General features: G+C 61.9%; 16 protein-coding genes. 7 read left to right on the top strand and 9 right to left on the bottom strand.

The window, feature by feature from the left end; all coding sequences use genetic code 11:
* Positions 1-93 precede the first annotated feature (93 nt).
* Both AC1DQR_RS38820 and AC1DQR_RS38815 read right to left on the bottom strand, forming a co-directional pair.
* Positions 94-468, bottom strand: a complete 375-nt coding sequence (locus AC1DQR_RS38820) for a hypothetical protein (RefSeq protein WP_477134989.1) — start codon at positions 466-468, stop codon at positions 94-96.
* The gene (locus AC1DQR_RS38815; protein WP_416048612.1) at positions 465-1,373 is read right to left on the bottom strand and encodes a sterol desaturase family protein; all 909 of its coding nucleotides are present in this window, start codon (positions 1,371-1,373) and stop codon (positions 465-467) included. The genes AC1DQR_RS38820 and AC1DQR_RS38815 overlap by 4 nt, the downstream gene beginning before the upstream one ends.
* Before the next feature lie 124 nt (positions 1,374-1,497).
* Between AC1DQR_RS38815 and AC1DQR_RS38810 the strand changes: the two genes are divergently transcribed.
* Positions 1,498-2,415 carry a LysR family transcriptional regulator gene (locus tag AC1DQR_RS38810; protein ID WP_477134988.1) on the top strand — a complete coding sequence of 306 codons (918 nt, stop codon included), beginning with the start codon at positions 1,498-1,500 and terminating at the stop codon, positions 2,413-2,415.
* Positions 2,416-2,632: 217 nt separating this feature from the next.
* Entirely contained in the window at positions 2,633-3,253 is a 621-nt protein-coding gene (locus AC1DQR_RS38805) for a TetR/AcrR family transcriptional regulator (RefSeq protein ID WP_416048610.1), read from the top strand.
* Here the strand turns inward: AC1DQR_RS38805 and AC1DQR_RS38800 are convergent.
* Positions 3,159-3,941 carry a TetR/AcrR family transcriptional regulator gene (locus tag AC1DQR_RS38800; RefSeq protein WP_416048609.1) on the bottom strand — a complete coding sequence of 261 codons (783 nt, stop codon included), beginning with the start codon at positions 3,939-3,941 and terminating at the stop codon, positions 3,159-3,161. The two genes, AC1DQR_RS38805 and AC1DQR_RS38800, sit on opposite strands and share 95 nt — an antisense overlap.
* Positions 3,938-4,957, bottom strand: a complete 1,020-nt coding sequence (locus AC1DQR_RS38795) for a 2Fe-2S iron-sulfur cluster-binding protein (protein ID WP_416048608.1) — start codon at positions 4,955-4,957, stop codon at positions 3,938-3,940. Before AC1DQR_RS38795 ends, AC1DQR_RS38800 begins: the two co-directional genes overlap by 4 nt.
* Before the next feature lie 178 nt (positions 4,958-5,135).
* Between AC1DQR_RS38795 and AC1DQR_RS38790 the strand changes: the two genes are divergently transcribed.
* The gene (locus AC1DQR_RS38790; RefSeq protein WP_477134987.1) at positions 5,136-6,221 is read left to right on the top strand and encodes a ferritin-like domain-containing protein; all 1,086 of its coding nucleotides are present in this window, start codon (positions 5,136-5,138) and stop codon (positions 6,219-6,221) included.
* A gap of 71 nt (positions 6,222-6,292) precedes the next feature.
* On the opposite strand, the gene AC1DQR_RS38785 is transcribed toward AC1DQR_RS38790, so the two are convergent.
* From AC1DQR_RS38785 to AC1DQR_RS38775, 3 genes are all read right to left on the bottom strand, one after another.
* Positions 6,293-7,531: a type II toxin-antitoxin system HipA family toxin gene (locus tag AC1DQR_RS38785; RefSeq protein WP_477134986.1), complete on the bottom strand. Its 1,239-nt coding sequence runs from the start codon at positions 7,529-7,531 to the stop codon at positions 6,293-6,295.
* Positions 7,515-7,841 (bottom strand): helix-turn-helix domain-containing protein, encoded by a 327-nt coding sequence (locus tag AC1DQR_RS38780; RefSeq protein ID WP_416048605.1) that lies wholly within the window; start codon positions 7,839-7,841, stop codon positions 7,515-7,517. Before AC1DQR_RS38780 ends, AC1DQR_RS38785 begins: the two co-directional genes overlap by 17 nt.
* Positions 7,842-8,107: 266 nt before the next feature.
* Positions 8,108-9,142, bottom strand: coding sequence for an AraC family transcriptional regulator (locus AC1DQR_RS38775; protein WP_477134985.1), 1,035 nt, complete (start codon positions 9,140-9,142; stop codon positions 8,108-8,110).
* Between the two features lie 132 nt (positions 9,143-9,274).
* Between AC1DQR_RS38775 and AC1DQR_RS38770 the strand changes: the two genes are divergently transcribed.
* The 3 genes from AC1DQR_RS38770 to AC1DQR_RS38760 all read left to right on the top strand — a co-directional run bounded on the left by AC1DQR_RS38770 (position 9,275) and on the right by AC1DQR_RS38760 (position 12,861).
* A complete protein-coding gene (locus AC1DQR_RS38770; RefSeq protein WP_416048603.1) occupies positions 9,275-10,804 on the top strand; it encodes a flavin-containing monooxygenase in 1,530 nt (509 codons plus the stop codon).
* Positions 10,805-10,819: 15 nt separating this feature from the next.
* Positions 10,820-11,761 carry an alpha/beta hydrolase gene (locus AC1DQR_RS38765; protein WP_416048602.1) on the top strand — a complete coding sequence of 314 codons (942 nt, stop codon included), beginning with the start codon at positions 10,820-10,822 and terminating at the stop codon, positions 11,759-11,761.
* A 266-nt stretch (positions 11,762-12,027) separates the two neighbouring features.
* Positions 12,028-12,861 carry an NAD(P)H-dependent flavin oxidoreductase gene (locus AC1DQR_RS38760; protein WP_477134984.1) on the top strand — a complete coding sequence of 278 codons (834 nt, stop codon included), beginning with the start codon at positions 12,028-12,030 and terminating at the stop codon, positions 12,859-12,861.
* A gap of 262 nt (positions 12,862-13,123) precedes the next feature.
* Here AC1DQR_RS38760 and AC1DQR_RS38755 read toward each other — a convergent pair whose 3' ends face one another.
* The gene (locus tag AC1DQR_RS38755; RefSeq protein ID WP_416048600.1) at positions 13,124-13,717 is read right to left on the bottom strand and encodes a helix-turn-helix domain-containing protein; all 594 of its coding nucleotides are present in this window, start codon (positions 13,715-13,717) and stop codon (positions 13,124-13,126) included.
* Between the two features lie 647 nt (positions 13,718-14,364).
* On the opposite strand from AC1DQR_RS38755, the gene mprA reads away from it, so the two are divergent.
* Entirely contained in the window at positions 14,365-16,134 is a 1,770-nt protein-coding gene (gene mprA, locus AC1DQR_RS38750) for an MprA protease, GlyGly-CTERM protein-sorting domain-containing form (RefSeq protein ID WP_416048599.1), read from the top strand.
* Between the two features lie 212 nt (positions 16,135-16,346).
* Here mprA and AC1DQR_RS38745 read toward each other — a convergent pair.
* Positions 16,347-16,569 (bottom strand): hypothetical protein (locus AC1DQR_RS38745; RefSeq protein WP_477134983.1); only part of this gene is annotated, 223 nt, incomplete at its 5' end.

Below are 16,569 nucleotides of genomic sequence, written 5' to 3'. Positions count from 1 at the left end.
GATTTCCACTGCTTGCTCCTGTGTCAGCATCGGCGGCAAATCCGCCATCCTCCATCAGGTGGGTCAGTTTTACTTCGGCGGGGTGGGTCATTTTTACATCGGCGCTAACAGGTAGGTAACGCGCAGGCTGTTGCTGGCGAACAGCAGTTCGGGCCAGCGACGGCTCGCCCGCATCCAGCGGCGCACATGCGAGATGGCATGACGGATCTCCAGCGTGGTCGGCAGCACTTCCAGCATCTTGGTCTCGGCCAGAGAGCGTCCGCCGAAATCCTGGGAGATCGCTTCGGCAAGCACGTCCTGGTAACGCAGCAGTTGATGCTTGAGAGCGCGCAAGTGTTCACGCCGCTGCCCGGCATCGGGCAAGGTGTGGCGCAGGAAGGCTTGCTGTTGCGCGGCGAACATGGCCTGAACGCGGGCGCTCAGGATGTCTTGGCTGGCCAGTTCTTCTGTCAGAGCGCGAACATTCATGTGGACCTCTGCTGTTTATCGATCTGCAGTGCTGTATCGGAATGGGTGTCGGTTTCCGCATAAGCCCGTCCACCAAAGCGCAGCGCGGAGTGTGCCCGGCGCGACTGGAACAGCGGGTAGAACATCTGGGTGAACCAGCGCTCCTGCCCGAACAGCACGTCGTCCTGCAAGCCAATCTTGGCGGGATACTTGCGCGTGATGTGCGCGGAGCCAAACAGGATGTCCCAGAAGAACAGCAGATTGCCGAAATTGCCCTTGTAGTGGCCGATGCCGTCCTCATTCGTCATTGCGTGGTGCGCCCAGTGGGTGGCGGGCGTGGAGATCGTGCGTTCCAGTATCCACATCAGCGGACGCAGTGCACGGATCCGGTACAAGGGCTCGTCCCACCGCCATGCGCTGTGCGCGCCAAGGATCACAGTCAGCTTGATGACCAGGTACGCACCGTAGACTTTAGCGAAACCCAGATACAGCAGCACACCTGCAATCCACAGGCCCGGCATCATCAGGTAATAGAAAAAATTGTTCCGGTACGTGATGCGGATGCTCATGTACTGCGCGGTGTGGTGCGCGCGATGCAAAGGCCACAACAATGGCGAATGCGATACGCGATGCCACCAGTATTGCGTCATGTCGTCGCAAATCAGCAGGATCGCGGCCATTGCCCACCATGGCAGGTGCGCCCACGCGCCTTGTTGCTCCGGCATCAGCCAGGCGCAAAGCTTGCCGGCCCCCAGCAAGGCCAGAGGCTGGGTGATCGCGAGCAGGCTCACGAACATCGCTAGTTCCAGCTTGGTATCGTCCAGGGTGGGGTTGACGCTGTTCTTGTAGCGCCGCGTGACCCACTCCATGCAGGCAAAGCCAAGCATGGCGATCACGATCAAGGTGTTCTGAAGGTGCGGACTCATTGGGGGTTGTCTCCGATCTCGCTTTTTGGCCTGAAAGGCTTTAGTCCGGCTGACTGTAGGCTTGCACTGGCAATGCGTCAAATGCATACTATGCAATGTTCCAATGCGTACGGAGCAACGCATCATGATGGACCTTCGCCGCCTTAGCCACGTTCTGGCGCTTGCCGATGTTCTGCATTTCGCGCGGGCTGCTGAGCGGGTGCACCTCAGCCAGCCTGCGTTCAGCCGCAGCATCCAGGCCATCGAGGCGGACCTCGGCATCCGCCTGTTCGATCGTGACGTGGGCGATGTGCGGCCGACCCCGGCCGGCGAGTTCGTGATCGGGCGGGCCCGCAGGCTGCTCTTCGATGCGCGGTGCCTGCAGCGCGATGTCGATCTTTTCCGAGACAGCCAGCTGGGCGACACCGCCTTCGGCGCCGGGCCATTCCCGGCAGCGACCCTGATGCCGCGGGCGCTGTCCGAACTGCGGCGCCTCTATCCCAAAGTGGCCCTGCGCGTGGAAGAGAGCAACTGGCAGCAGTTGCTGGAACGCCTGCGCGCCGAAGACATCGAGTTTTTCGTCGCGGACGTGCGCGACCTGCCGCAAGACCCTGCACTGGAAATCCGTCCACTGGGGACGCAACCCGGTTTCTTCTACGTACGCATCGCGCACCCGCTTGCCGGACGTCAATGCACGGTGGCCGATGCCTGGCAGTTCGGCGTCGCGGCGACCAAGTTGCCAAGCGTCCTGAATACCGAGCTGGCCAGGGTGCTCGGCTTGCCGGCGGGCGAGGAAGCTGTGCTTGCGCTCGAGTGCGATGACATTGCTATCCTGCGGGCCGTGGCGTTGTCCACCGACACGGTTCTCGCCGCCACGCGGACATCGGTGCAAGCCGATCTCGATGCCGGCGCGCTGCTGCCGCTGCGCATCGAGGGACTGCCGTCGCTGTTCTCCGAGATGGGCGTTGTCAGCCTGCGCAACCGGACGCCGTCACCGATGGCGCAAAATGCCATCGCGTGCATCGCGGGGGTCGCTGGCGAGGTGAACGCCAGGCTCTCCTGATCATGACGCCCAAGAACGGCGCCAGCGCGGCAATCAATGCGGCGGGGCAACGGTAAGAAGGCCGCATAATGCGGCATTGCTTGCGCTTATCGTTTATTTGTACTCCATGCCTATTCGCCGAAAATCTTCGACGCCAGCCAGCGCGTCCGCTAGCCAGGGCGCGCCCGCGCAGCGAGCCGCAAAGGGACCCGTCGCAATCACCGTCACCCCGCCAGCCATGCGCCCCCCACGCCAGCCGCGCAGCGAGCAGAACCTGGTCAACATGATCAAGGCGGGGCGTGCGCTGGCAGAGCAACGCGGCGACCTGGATGACATTTCCCTGAATGACGTCGTGAAGGCCGCCGAGACGTCGATTGGCGCCTTCTATGCCCGCTTCAAGGACAAGGAGGCGTTCCTCCAGTTCATGCTTGAGGCTGCGCTGGACGAGGCTGAAGCGCTCACGAAAAAATCCATCGCCAGGGATCCGGTCTGGCAAGCCGGTTCGGCTACGGCCATCGTGGAGCGCATCGTGCGCGTCTACGTAGGCCAGTTTCGCCAGAATCGTGGCCTGTTCAAAGGCTTCCTGCGGCATTACTCCGCGACCGGGGGCGGCGACAATCCCATGCGGCAGGCCAACCGACGCATCCAGGATTTGCTTGTGCCATTGCTGGCCAGGCAACTCGATTCCCCACGCGCTGGCACCGCGAACTTCGAGGTGCGCGTCGCCATTCAGTTCCTGGTGGGCACGCTGGCCAATCTGTTGCTCAACGATCCGGGCCCGCTGCACCTGGAGCAACGCAAGCTGGAAACCCACCTGATCCGCATGATGAGCCGCTATCTGATGCTGCCGGAGGCGTAGGCAAGACGTCGCCCGCCGCTGGCAAGGCAAGGTAGCGGTGCAGCATCTCGGTGAGCCGTTGCTCCTGCCGCGGATCGTACAGATCCAGGGCGCTGGGCGTATGCATCACGATGTTGGTCAATGCACTGATGACAAGCTGGACCGCGATGCGGGTCTCGTCGTCCGGCCCGCTAAAGCGCCCGGCGGCAACGCGGCTGGCCAGGCGCGGCACCATGGCATCCAGGATCTGCCGGTTGGCCTCGCGAATGGGTTGCCACAAGGGGTTCTGTGCGGGGCTATGCCGCATATACGCGGCAAACAGGCCACGGTGCTTGCGGAACAGGCCGATATAGAAGCCGACGATGCGCGTGCAGATCGCGTGGGCCGGCCCTGCGTCCCAGGCGGGGTCCGTGGCCAGCGAATAGTCCAGCTCGGCGCGCAGCTCTGCCAGTGTGTCTTCCAGCACTAGCGCGCAGAAGGTCTCCTTGTCCGGAAAGCGCGCATAGAACGCACCAACGGAAGTGGACGCGGCCCGCACGAGATCGGCGAGCGAGAAGCCAGTCAGGCTGCCGGCCTCGTTGATCAGCGCTCTCCCGGCGGCAAGCAGCGCCTTCAGCGTGGCCTCGCTTCTCTCCTGGCGGGGCTGTTTCAGCCCCGCGCGCAGTGTTGGCGCCGCGGCATCAGAGGGGGCCGTGGTTTCGGGTGTCATACGTCGAAGGTGATGGCGACCGGCCGCTCCTGGCGCGGGCGCGCCTGGCAGGTCAGGATCCAGCCGGCGGCAAGTTCGTCAGCACTGAAAACATCGTTGCGTGCATGGACGACCGCGCCATCCACGCACTTGGCCGCGCACGAGCCGCAATAGCCTTCCTCGCAGGCATAGGGCGCATCCACGCCGCAGGCCAGCGCGGCCTGCAGCAGGGACTGGCCGCTGGCAACCCGCACCACATGCAGGGCGCCGCCGAGGGTTACCGTGGCGTCGCAAGCCTGCGCAGGCATTGGCGCCGCGCTTGCCACCTCGGTCTCCTGCGCGGCCGCGTCAAATCGCTCCAGATGCACGCGCCCCGGCGCCATGCCGGCCACTTCAGCGGCTTCCAGCACGGTCTGCATGAATGGCCCGGGGCCGCACAGATAGAGCTGGCAGTGTGGCACCGCCGAGAGCAAGGCGGCAATCTTGCCGCGTTCGGGAAAACCATCGGTATCGTCGTGGTGCAGATGCACGGCCAGCCGATCGGGATTGTCGCGGGACAGCCTGGCGATCTCCGCCGCGAAGATCGTGCTGCCGGCATCGCGATTGGCGTAGTAGAGCGTCATCGCGCAGTTGGTGGATGCCAGCGCCGAACGGATCATCGACAGCACCGGCGTAATGCCGCTGCCCGCCGCGCAGAAGAAGAGCGGGGCGTCCATGTTCTCGCACACGAACCGGCCGGTCGGCGCGCTTACCTCCAGTTGCGTGCCAGCGCCGACATGCGCATGGAACCAGCCCGACGCGCGGCCCCCCGGGATGCGCTTGACGGTGACGACGGGAAGGCCGCCTGCCTCGGGCGAGCTGGAAAGCGAATAGCTGCGTAGCAGTGTTTTCCCGTCCACGTTTACCCGGAAGGTGAGGTGCTGGCCGGCGCGATACACGAAGGATTGCTGCAGCGCATCGGGGACCAAGAGCGCGTAGGAACGGGCGTCTTCGGTCTCCCGAGTGATCTGCGCGACAGTCAGATTGTGGAACTGCATCAATATCTCCTGGCTTCTGCGGGCCCTGTGCCGGACCCTTGAAATAACAAGAAAGAGAATTATGATTCTGTTTATAGCCGGAAGCAAAAGCAAATTCAAGACCGATCCCACCACCGGCTAGGGTAAGGAAAACAGGCGGGGAGAGCGGTCAAAACCCATGAGCGCCAAAGGAGATTGCATGTCATCCCTTCATCGTTACACGTTGCCGGTGGTCCAGACAGGCTGGTCGATCGGCAGCCAGGTTTCCACCGAGTTCAACTGGGAGTACGACAACGAGAATTCCAAGCTGCTGCAGCTCTACGAGACCAGCAAGAAGCAGCAATGGAACGCCACAGACCGGATCGACTGGTCGCAGGAGCTCGACCCCGAGAACCCGCAGGAACTCGATGACCGGATGATCCCTATCTACGGCACGCCGCTATGGGAGAAGATGGGCAAGCACGACCGCATCGACGTGCGCCGCCACCAGCAGGCGCATTCGTTGTCGCAGTTCCTGCATGGCGAACAGGGCGCGCTGATGGTGTCTGCGCGCATCGTGCAGATGGTGCCGGAGATGGACGCCAAGTTCTATGCCGCCACGCAGACCATGGACGAAGCGCGGCACGTGGAAGCCTATTCGCGCCTGCTGCACGAAAAGGTCGGGATCATCTATCCAATCACGTCCGGGTTGAAATCGCTGCTTGAAACCATCCTGACCGACTCGCGCTGGGACTTCTGCTACCTCGGCATGCAGGTGCTGGTGGAAGGCCTGGCACTGGCCGCTTTCCAGCGCATTCGCGATTTCTCCAAGAATCCGCTGGCGGCATCGATCAACGCCTACGTGATGCAGGACGAAGCGCGCCACGTTGCCTTCGGCCGTACTGCGCTGCGCGGCTACTATCCTCAACTGACGGAAGCCGAGCGCAAAGAGCGCGAAGACTTCGTGATCGAGGCCTGCTACCTGATGCGCGATCGCTTCGATCAGAAGGAAGTCTGGTGCCGGCTTGGCCTGCCGGAAGAAGAGTGCGCCAAGGCCGTGCGGGAGTCCGAGACCATGCGGCAGTTCCGCCAGCGGCTGTTCAGCCGGATCGTGCCGACCGTCAAGGATATCGGCCTGTGGAGCCCGMGCGTGCAGGCCGCGTTTGCCGACATGGGCGCGATCGAGTTTGCCAATGTCGACGTCGAGGCGCAGTTCGCGCAGGACCAGAAGATCGCGGAGGAGTTTGACGCGCGCCGCGTGGTGATGGAGTCGATTGAGGCCGCGCAGGCCGAAGCCGGGCACTGAAGCGGTCTTGGCTGCGGGCCCGGCCTGTCTGGCCGGGCCCGCGCGCATGACGCTGGCGAGCCGGCGTGCTCTTACGCTTGGAGCGCCTGTAAGCCACTTGCGAGGCGCTCGCGCATGCGTTGTCTCAGTTCGGTAGACAGGTGGGCGTTCACTGTGGGAAAGGTATCGGCAATACGCGCCAACAATTGATTCAGATGCGTTGCGGCTGCGTTCTTGTCATCAAACCCGAAGTGCACCGCATCCGTCAGCACTGCGTCGCGCGCGATATCGAAGCGGCCCTCGGACAGTTGCATGGTGAGCGTCCTGGGTTGCGCGTCGGGATTGGGAACGACGTCGAACGCCGGCGAGAGTCGCCAGCGCTGTTCCCGCGCGTGGTAAATAGTCGCATGATTGCGTGGATGGTCGTCAKCATTGCCGACGATGGCGTTGAACACCATGCGTTCGAACAGCTCGATCCGGTCTTCGAGCGGCGCGCCTATCCGTTTCAGTTCCTGTGCCAGGCGCGGGTAGCTCCACGAGGCTGACAGTCCGCCGGGATACTCGGCGCTCAGCAAGGAGGCGCCACTGAGTGTCATGGTTCTTTGTTGGCCGTGGCGATCGAAGCGGCAAATGCGCACTACGCTTAGCCCGTCTTTGACATGGTGATGCACCGATCGCGCGAAATGCATGCCTGCGGTAGCACCCCACTGCAAGGTGAAGTGTTCCAGGCTGGGAATGTCTGCCGTGTCGCTGGGCAGAATCGGCTTGACCAGCCAGTAGTCCTCGCCGTCTTGCAGCGTGCCCTTGGGCCGGGCGCCGCCCAGGCTGGGCGTGGCCATGAGCATCCTGCGCAGCCTCGCATCGACGGGGGGGCGCCTTTCGTACATGGCAAGCAGTTCTTCGGCCAACCCTTCAAGTTGCAGCAGCTTGGGGCTTGTGATGACATCCACGGACGGCTTGCGCGAGACGCCGACGGCCAGTGCCCCCCAGCGATCGCCATTCCTGGCCAGTCTCAAATAAGTGCTGTCGTGCGCATCGTCGGCAAGATTATGTTCGCGCTGTAAAAGCATCCGTCCCCACGAATCCGGGCAGGCATCACGCAACACGTCGTGCAGGCCGCGATACCGATGGGCGAGATGGTCGATGCCGGCAATGAGTGGCAGATTGACCGGATCGATGGACCACGGCAGAGCCGCATCCATGTAGCTCGGGGCATATCGGAACACGCCGGTGCGTCCGTCTGCGTGTTGGGCATAGCGACCGACGGTTACCCAATCGCCCGTGTCCGGGCGTTGCAGGTAGATGAACAGCGGCTTAGAAGTAGTCATCATCCCTCTCGGAAGCCGGCGGGCGAGCCCTGGCATGCGGACTGGTCGCCCAATAACGCGGGTCCGGCGGCGGTGCAGCCATATCCAGCAACCCGAGTATCAGCAGAGCGGTGAGATAGGTTGCGGCGCCCGCGCCTGGATCGCCCCGTTCGACTCGACGCAAGGTCGCATCCGAGATGCCCATTCGCGCGCACAGGTCGGCGGCGGGAATGTGTTGTGCGACGCGTTGCGTGCGTATGCAGCGGCCCCAGGTTCGCAGGCGTTCCGCAACCAGCGATGGTACGGCTTCGGCATGCAGCAGCTTCTTCGGCACAAAAACTCCAGTTATAGATATCTTTTTAAGTGAGTTAAAACGATTTCTATGATGTTGTCTTCCTAATGAAAGTCCAGACGAGGGGTAATTGGCCGTTGGTTTGATTATAGATATCGTTTTATGAAGTGTAACACGATATCTATGATAGGTTTGTGTTGTGCCGTTCTGTGTGAACATGGCGTGCTTGGAGGGGCGAATCCAGGGCATTGACGACTAGCGTCCTTCGGTTCGCCGAGCCGATTGCCTTGGGGCCGGGCGCCATGCCGTCAGTCATCACCACTGCGCGCCGAGCGCAGCGCCAGCCGGAAGGCATGCGGCGTCTGCCCGCGCCAGCGCCTGAACGCATTGATGAAACTAGTCGCCTCGGCATAGCCCAGTCGCGCGGCAATCTGTTCGATCGACTGGTGCGGGCCACTCAGGAACGCCTCGGCCAGCGTCTGCCGCACTTCATCGCGCAGTTCCGCGTAGGTCGTGCCTTCGTCCAGTAACCGTCGCCGTAGGGTTCGCGCCGTCATGTGGAGGTTGTCGGCCGCCGCCGTCATACCCGGCATTTCGGCACAGTGGGCCGCCAGCAGGTCGCGCACGCGGCCTGCCAGGCCGAGGCGCGCACGCCGGGCATCCAGCAACTTGCGGCACTGATCGCGCGCGGCGGACTGCGCCAGCACGTTGGCCTGGGGCAGCCGTTCGGCGAGCAGCTTGCTGTCCAGCAAGATGGCGTTGTGTGGCATGCCAAATGCGGGTTCGACGCCGAAGACGCGCCGGTAGGGCTCGGTGCTGTCCGGCCGGGCGAAGCGCAGGTGCACGGTTTCCTGGATCGGCACCGCATCGAACAGATCCCGCAGCACGGTGAGGAAGGCGGCCATATCGCGTTCCACATTGAACTGCCGCAGGCCTTCCGGCACGTCCGAGTCATCCACGACGAGCCACGTTTGCTGCCCAGCCTCTTCGACTCGAAACGACGTGAAGGCAAAGGTCAGGTCGAAATACTGCAGCGCCACATCGAGCGCTGCACTCAGCGTCTGACTGCTGAAGATGGCCAGGCCAAGTACGCCAAATGCGGTGAAGTGGTAGCGTTGGCCGACCTCGATGCCAAGGCCCTGTGCATCGCTTAGCGCGTCGACCATATTGCGGATCAAGCGGAGCTCCTGCTCGCCACGCACAAGCAGGTTGGGGTCCGTCAGTTGAGCCTCGGTAACGCCAGTACCCGCCAGCACGGCCGGCACGGTCAGGCCATGCATGACCGCGAAATCGGCCATCAAGCACATACTGGTCACGTTGCGCTCGAAACTCCATCTCGGCATGGCGGGGCTTTCCACTCTCTGATCTGGTGTCCCCGATTATCGATTTTTTGTCCGATTTTGTCATTACCGCACTGCCTGGCCGCGCGTACCCTTCGGACACTTAAAACAAAACCGATGCAGGCAGGAGACAAGATGGCCACGTCACAGAAGGAAAGCCCCGATGGGGCCAGCGCCGAGATGGCGAGCGCAAACACGACCATGATCGCGATCATCGGGTCCGGATTTGGCGGCCTGTGCATGGCCATTCAGCTCAAGCAGGCCGGCATCGACGCGTTCGTCATCCTGGAGAAGGCAGATGGCGTCGGCGGCACCTGGCGCGACAATCACTATCCGGGCGCGGCTTGCGATGTGCAGTCGCACCTGTACTCCTATTCCTTTGCGCCCAAGGCCGACTGGTCGCGCAAGTTCGGCCAGCAGTCCGAGATCCTTTCCTACATGCAGGGCTGCGTGAAGCGATACGGCCTGGCCCCCCACCTGCGGTTCGGCAGGGAAGTCACCTCGGCGGATTTCGACAAGGAAGCCGGCCACTGGGTCATCACCAGCAGCGACGGCGCCGTGTTGCGCGCGCGCGTGCTTGTGACCGCCTGCGGCCAGCTCAATCGCCCGGCCGTGCCAGCAGTTCCCGGGATCGATGCATTCCAGGGCAAGGTATTTCACTCCGCGCGCTGGGACCACAGCTACGATCTGGCGGGCAAGACTGTCGCAGTGATCGGCACCGGCGCCAGCGCGATCCAGTTCGTGCCGCAGATCGTCCCCAAGGTGAAGGCGCTGAAACTGTTCCAGCGTTCCGCCGCGTGGGTCGTGCCCAAGCCGGACAGGCCGTTTACCGCACTGGAAGAATGGCTGTTCAAGCATGCACCGGTGGCAGAGCGCCTGTATCGCGCCATGATCTACTGGAAAAACGAGAGCCGCGCGCTGGGCTTTACGCGCTTTGGCTGGCTGCTGGAACTCGTCGCGCTGCAGGCGCGCCGGGAGGCCAGGCGCCACGTCCGGAATCCGGAGAAGCGCCGCAAGCTCATTCCCGAGTACAAGATCGGCTGCAAGCGCGTGCTGATCTCGAATGACTGGTACCAGGCCGTGGACCAGGACCATGTGGACCTGATCACGCAAGGCATCTTACGCGTGGAAGCCGACGCCATTCTGACGCGCGATGGGGAGCGCCATCCGGTGGACGCCATCATCTACGGCACGGGCTTCCAGGCTACCGACTTCCTGGCGCCGATGCGGGTGACCGGGCTAAGTGGCATCGACCTCAATCAGGCCTGGCGCGATGGTGCGGAAGCCTACAAGGGCATCAGCGTTTCCGGCTTCCCGAACCTGTTCATGCTCTATGGCCCTAACACCAACCTCGCGCACAGCTCGATCGTCTTCATGCTGGAGTCGCAGGTGCGCTACGTCATGCAGTGCGTCGGCAGCCTGCAGGCGCCCGGCCTGCACTTCATGAACGTGAAGGCCTCACGCCAGAAGGCATTCTCCGACATGGTGCAAAGGCAGTTGAAGCACAGCGTCTGGGAAGCGGGCTGCACCTCCTGGTACAAGACGGCCACGGGCAAGAACACCATCAACTGGCCTGGCTTCACGTTTACGTACCGCCGCATGGCTAGCAAGCTGGACCTGCGGGATTACGAACTGCATCCCGCGCCCGGCCATCCAGCGGCCTGAACCACAGGGCGAATCATGAAGAGAACCCTGCTTTCCTGGTTTGTGCGCAGGTGCGTCAAGCCGGTGCTCTCGCCAAGCTTCTCCGCGCGAGCCCAGCGGCGCTGGGGCCGCTTTATTGGGCTATTCCTGCTCGGCGCGCGAGGCACGGCGCGGAGCCGGCACAAGATAGCTGGCGTGCCCGCTATCCTGTTTTCGCCAACAGCGCAGCGGCCGGCGCGCACCGTGCTGTACCTGCACGGCGGCGGCTATGTGATGGGCGGGGAGGGCAGCCACGGCAAGCTGATGGCGCACTTTGCCAAAGCCGCGCAGGCGCAGGTGTGGCTGCCGGATTATCGCCTGGCGCCGGAGCACCCCTTTCCGGCCGCGCTGCGCGACGCGCTGGCGGTCTACGCGGCTCTGCTGGAACAGGGGCACGCGCCGTCGCAGATCGCGCTGGCCGGGGATTCCGCCGGCGGTGGCCTGGCAGTGGCCACCGCCGTGGCCATTCGCGACAGCGGCCTGCCGCTGCCGGCATCGCTGGTGCTGCTCTCGCCGTGGGTGGACCTTAGTCTTGCCGGTGCCAGCTTGCAGACCCATGCGGAGCGCGATTGCCTGGTCCATCCGCAATGGCTGCAAGCTTGTGCCACTGCCTATCGCGGTGCCAGGCCTGCGAACGATCCGGGCTGCTCTCCACTGTTCGCCGACCTGCGCGGCCTGCCGCCCATGCTGATCCAGGTGGGCTCGGAAGAAGTGCTCCTGTCGGATGCCGAGCGCCTTGCCGCTGCGGCCATTGCCGCCGGCGTGCAGGCGCAACTCCAGCAATTCGATGGCCTCTGGCACGTATTCCAGCTGCACGCTGGCGTGCTGCGGGAGTCAGATGCCGCGATCGCGCAGATCGGGCATTTCATAAGACAGACCACCGGGCCAACGTCCGCATGGATCGCGCCAGATGCGATGAAAATAGCCGCGCCCGTCTAGCGTGATTCGCGTATAGGTGGGAGCGCCTTCGCGGGTCACGCCGGCCACGAACTTCAGGATCGACTGCTTGGCGGGGTGCCATGAATATGCAACCAGTTGCATTGATTCGGCATTGCGAAATTGAATGCCCAATCAACGATCACGGGTTACCGAGCGGAGACAAATAGGCATGACCATAAACAATCGCGTTACAAGGATGCTTGGCGTCCAGCATCCTATCGTCCAGGCGCCCATGGGATGGATCGCCCGGGCCCGGTGCAGGTGGCATGGGCATCATCGAGACCTCATCCGGAGAACTGGATACCATCCGTGGTGAGATCCGCAAGATGCGCGAACTGACCGACAAGCCGTTCGGCGTCAACATTGCCCTGACTTATGTGCGCGACCCAGCCATCGTGCAATTCGTCGTCGACGAGGGAATCCGCTTCGTGACCACATCCGCCGGCGACCCGACGCGCTATTGCGCCGAACTGAAGGCCGCCGGCCTGACGGTTTTCCATGTGGTGCCCACGCTGGCTGGCGCGCTCAAGGCGGTCGCCGCCGGCGTGGATGGCCTGATCGTCGAAGGCAGCGAGGGCGGCGGCTTCAAGAATCAGCGTGACGTCGCCTCAATGGTGTTGCTACCGCTGGTCTRCTCGAAGGTCGATGTCCCGGTCATCGCAGCCGGCGGTTTCTGCGACGGTGCCACCATGGCGGCGGCCTTTGCCATGGGTGCCGAGGGGATCCAGATGGGCACGCGCATGTTGTCGTCGGTAGAGTCACCCGTTCACGACAATTGGAAGAACGCCATTGTCGATGCCCGCGAAACGGACACCGTTTTTCTCAATCGCGGCGGCAATGGCCCAGCGCTGCGGGCCCTGCGCACGGCACGCACGTCCCGGATCGAAGAGCAGGTGCCGGAGAGCATCAAAAGCGAATTCGCCGGCGTGCAGCAACTCTACTTCGGCGGCGACATGGAGGCGGCCGTTCCGCTGACCGGTCAGGTTTGCGGGCGTATTGATTCCGTAAAAACGGTACGGCAGATCATTGAAGAGACGATTCGGGATTTCAGCCAGGCTGTAGACGGACTGGCTGCGCGTTACGGCTCCGTGAAAGCCTGATCAAACGCTTGACTCCACCGTGCCCCCTCCGTCCCATGGCGCCCCAATCGGTCCTGGAGATATAGCCATATTGTTCAGCCAGGCTGCGGTTTCACAGAATACGGCTCAATCGAGGCATGGGGGAGCATCAGCGGGCTGGGGCAGGGTGGGAAGTGCGACCACCTTTGCCATTGCTTGCAGCCTGTCCGGCCCACTTCCATCTTTGCAAGCCGCCTTTCTCCCGCCGACCTTGTGCTCACGTGCAATGTTCCGCCACTATTCGTTACGTCTCCCGCTCGCCTGGTAGTTTGAGCGCGCAAATCTGGCGCGTGAGGATTCCTCGGACGATCGCTTCAGTTCGATTGTGAGCGCCTAGCTTATCGCGCGCGAGATCCACATAGTAGTCCACGGTACGAGCTGAAATCCCGAGCTCTTGGGCGATCTCCTTGCTTGACAGGCCGAGCGCCGCGTACGCGAGTACATTCTTCTCCCTGTCGTTTAATCGAGCAGGACTGCTCGATGTCTCAGTGTTCCTTGAATACGCATTGTCATAGGCGGCGTGAAGCCTCGCGTGAGCAGCGAGAATGGAGCCGACGTCGGGACGAGGGGCGCTCTGGATGAGAAGCCGCGACGCCGAGCCGTCCGGCCCATAGAAGGCGCTCTCAATGAGGTCGGCGGAAAGCAACCGCGGCAGGGCGGGGCCGCTCCATCGAAATGGAGATGCTACGGGAGGAAAGTCCATCCCGACATCTCCAAATTCTTGCACGATCAGCGGCACTGCAATCCCAGGCGCGTAGGAGATACGGCCCGCTGATGCAGAGAGACTTGCGCAGGCCGCATATAGGAACTGCAAAAGCCCGGGCTCAAATGCTGTCACGGCTTTGCCTCTGCAATGTGGAAGCCTGATGCTGGCGTAGTCAGTACAACGTGCGATCCATCCGCCGAATTCTTCCCGCGACTTTCGTCGTAAAAAATAATAATGAAAAAATGAAAGTTAGTCGGCATTCTATTTTTTATTTTCATACTACTGGATATTTCTTGGTTCGATTCTGGAAATACGATTCAATTAATCGGAAATTTCTTTATAAGAAAAATCTCATTATTCTCCTTCATGGAATCCTTGATGCAGTTATCACGACTTGCCGTAATGGCCAGGGAAGATATGTGTGCAAGCGATGGCTAAACATACAGGCCCTCCATTCCTGTGTGGTTTGTCTTTCCATCAAGTAGCCAAATGGCCTGCGCAGATTGTCATCCATGGCGAACCTAGCATAGTGACGGAGATGATGGAATCGGACTAGTCCGATTTTTGGTGAGAAAAGTCGGATTTTTATGCTCAGACAACACTTGTAATTTTACGAATAGGCAGGCGGCTACGTTAGCCGCGAGAATTCACGCGCTGTATAAAAGTCGGCCAAAGATCCCACCTGGTTCGTCGTTTTCAAATCGCCGTAGCAACTCACGCGGACACCGCTTCCTACCTGGCGCTCTGTTTTCGGAAGTTGCGCAAGTTGGAGGAAGAATGTGAAGAAGAAATGGTTGGTTGGTGTTTGCGCAGCGCTGTTGCTCGCTGGGGTGGTCCAGGCCGGCGAACAGGTGGCCGTCAAGTTCGACGGCGCTTCCAATGCGGAGGCTGTCATCCAGACCTTTCGCAGCGCCACCGGGGCGGACCTCAAAATGGTTCGCCTGATGTCCGGCAGCGCCTGGGTGATTTCGCTGCCGGACAATATCAATGACCAGGAGCGCGCTCGCATCCTGGATGCCCTGCGGACGATCCGCGGCGTCGATTGGGTCGAAGCGGAAACCCACCATCGGACGAACACGCTGAACGGCGGCTGGATTCCGAACGATCCCAACCTGGCCCCTAACCAATGGAACCTGCATGACCCGGCGATACCGGGCAATGCCAAGGGCGCGATCAATGCGGTGAATGCCTGGTCGAGCAGCAAGGGCGATGGCATCGTGATCGCCATTATCGACAACGGCGTGAACGCAACCCATCCCGACTTACAGGGCAAGATGCTCCCAGGCTACAGCTTCATCACGCGTACCGGCCGTGGCACCAGCACGCAGCCGCCGGCCTTTGGAGCGAAATGCGCCAACGCTGCCCAGCAGAACGGCAGTGCGCCGACCATGGTCTATCACGGCACCAACATGGCAGGCATTGCCGCGGCAGCAACCAACAACGGATTGGGCATCGCGGGGGTCGCCCCGAATGCGTCTATTCTGCCCGTCAAGGTCATGGATGAATGCCAGGCGAGCAGCTTCGACGTCGCAGACGCTATTCGATGGGCCGCAGGTTCCAGCGTACCTGGCGTTCCTGGCAACCCGAACCCAGCTCGGGTCATCAGCATGAGTCTTGGCGCCGCCGGAGTCTCGCAGTGCGATGCGGTAACGCAGGCGGCCATTGCAGATGCAAACGCCAAGGGAGCCGTGGTGGTGGTGGCAGCAGGTAACGAAAGCGGCCCGGTAACAACGCCCGCTACATGTCATGGCGCGATTGCCGTTGCCGGATTGACTTACGCCGGCACTCTCGGTTCGTATAGCAATTTTGGTCCGGCAATTGCGGTTGCCGGCCCGGGAGGTGGCGGCGTGGTGAGGCAGCCTGATCCTGTCTATGGCTGGTCGCTGGAGGACATCGGTGCTACGTCCTATGATAGCGATGACAGTAACTCGCCCATTTATAAGTCGGTTGGGATCGGCACGAGCAATGCCGTTCCACAGGTTGCTGGCGTTGCGGCATTGATGCTTGCTCAGCGGCCGGCGCTGACGCCTGCCGCGGTACGCCAACTGCTGCGCAAGAGTGCCCGGTCTTTCGTAGACTCAAGCTGCAACACGTGGATTTGCGGCGCCGGCATGCTCGACGCATTCGGGGCCGTTACCCTGGCAGCGCAGGCCATTGTTCCCAGCGCGTCGGCGATTGCGCCGAAGTCGGTGAGTACCGGGACGACGGTGGCACTTGATGGCAGCCAGTCCAGCAGCGCCAACGTCTCGTTTGCCTGGACCCAGCTTAGCGGCCCGAGGGTTACGTTGCTGAATGCCAATGCGGCGATCGCCTCGTTCACCCCCATAGTGGCTGGCGACTACCAGTTCGGCCTGACCGTGACTGACAACGCCTCAGGACTGTCGGCCGGCACCAGTGTGCTGCTGTCGGCAGCGGTACCTGCCAACACAAGTAGTGGTAGCAACTCAAGTGGGGAAGGCGGTGGTGGCGGAGCGTTTAGTCTCTTCGAGGCGGCGCTACTCCTTGTTGGCGGCTTGCTCGCCTTCGCAGGTCGCCGCCGCATCCGCTGATTCAGACCAGACCGACGGAGCACGAGTAGAGACCTAGTAAAAAATGGAAGTCGCCCGGACCCGGTGTTAGCGCACTAGGTCCGAGCTAACTCTAGCCATCCTCGGCAGTGCATGCCAAGGCGCATCGTGCCATGACCAGTTTTTTTGAGCGGTCGAGTGTCATACCCAAGCTCAGGGCATCAGTTGATCTGCCGGCCCAGTCTCCGCATAGTTTATTTAACATAATCATCATTGTGCGTCTTTTGGATTGTAAAGGCCAAATCAGAATGTCCGCTTCCAGCCACATCAGAATGTCCTCTGGATAGACCTATACTGGTAGCGCCTGGGTTGGACGGGAGCGCGCCGTGAAGGATCGAGGGTTGATCACCATGAGTCAGCGCGCCGTGAAGGATCGAGGGTTGATCACCATGAGTCTGCGTGAAGTTGACCGCTTCA

The sequence above is a fragment of the Cupriavidus sp. 05L411 genome, assembly GCF_056398045.1.
The sequence above is the reverse complement of the archived record's forward strand: the minus strand, read 5'-3'. Positions and strand labels throughout refer to the sequence as shown.

Excerpts from the sequence above, each read along its gene's own strand:
- AC1DQR_RS38820 (WP_477134989.1), bottom strand. The coding sequence starts at position 468 with ATGAATGTTCGCGCTCTGACAGAAGAACTGGCCAGCCAAGACATCCTG.
- AC1DQR_RS38815 (WP_416048612.1), bottom strand. The coding sequence starts at position 1,373 with ATGAGTCCGCACCTTCAGAACACCTTGATCGTGATCGCCATGCTTGGC.
- AC1DQR_RS38810 (WP_477134988.1), top strand. The coding sequence starts at position 1,498 with ATGATGGACCTTCGCCGCCTTAGCCACGTTCTGGCGCTTGCCGATGTT.
- AC1DQR_RS38805 (WP_416048610.1), top strand. The coding sequence starts at position 2,633 with ATGCGCCCCCCACGCCAGCCGCGCAGCGAGCAGAACCTGGTCAACATG.
- AC1DQR_RS38800 (WP_416048609.1), bottom strand. The coding sequence starts at position 3,941 with ATGACACCCGAAACCACGGCCCCCTCTGATGCCGCGGCGCCAACACTG.
- AC1DQR_RS38795 (WP_416048608.1), bottom strand. The coding sequence starts at position 4,957 with ATGCAGTTCCACAATCTGACTGTCGCGCAGATCACTCGGGAGACCGAA.
- AC1DQR_RS38775 (WP_477134985.1), bottom strand. The coding sequence starts at position 9,142 with ATGCCGAGATGGAGTTTCGAGCGCAACGTGACCAGTATGTGCTTGATG.
- AC1DQR_RS38770 (WP_416048603.1), top strand. The coding sequence starts at position 9,275 with ATGGCCACGTCACAGAAGGAAAGCCCCGATGGGGCCAGCGCCGAGATG.
- AC1DQR_RS38765 (WP_416048602.1), top strand. The coding sequence starts at position 10,820 with ATGAAGAGAACCCTGCTTTCCTGGTTTGTGCGCAGGTGCGTCAAGCCG.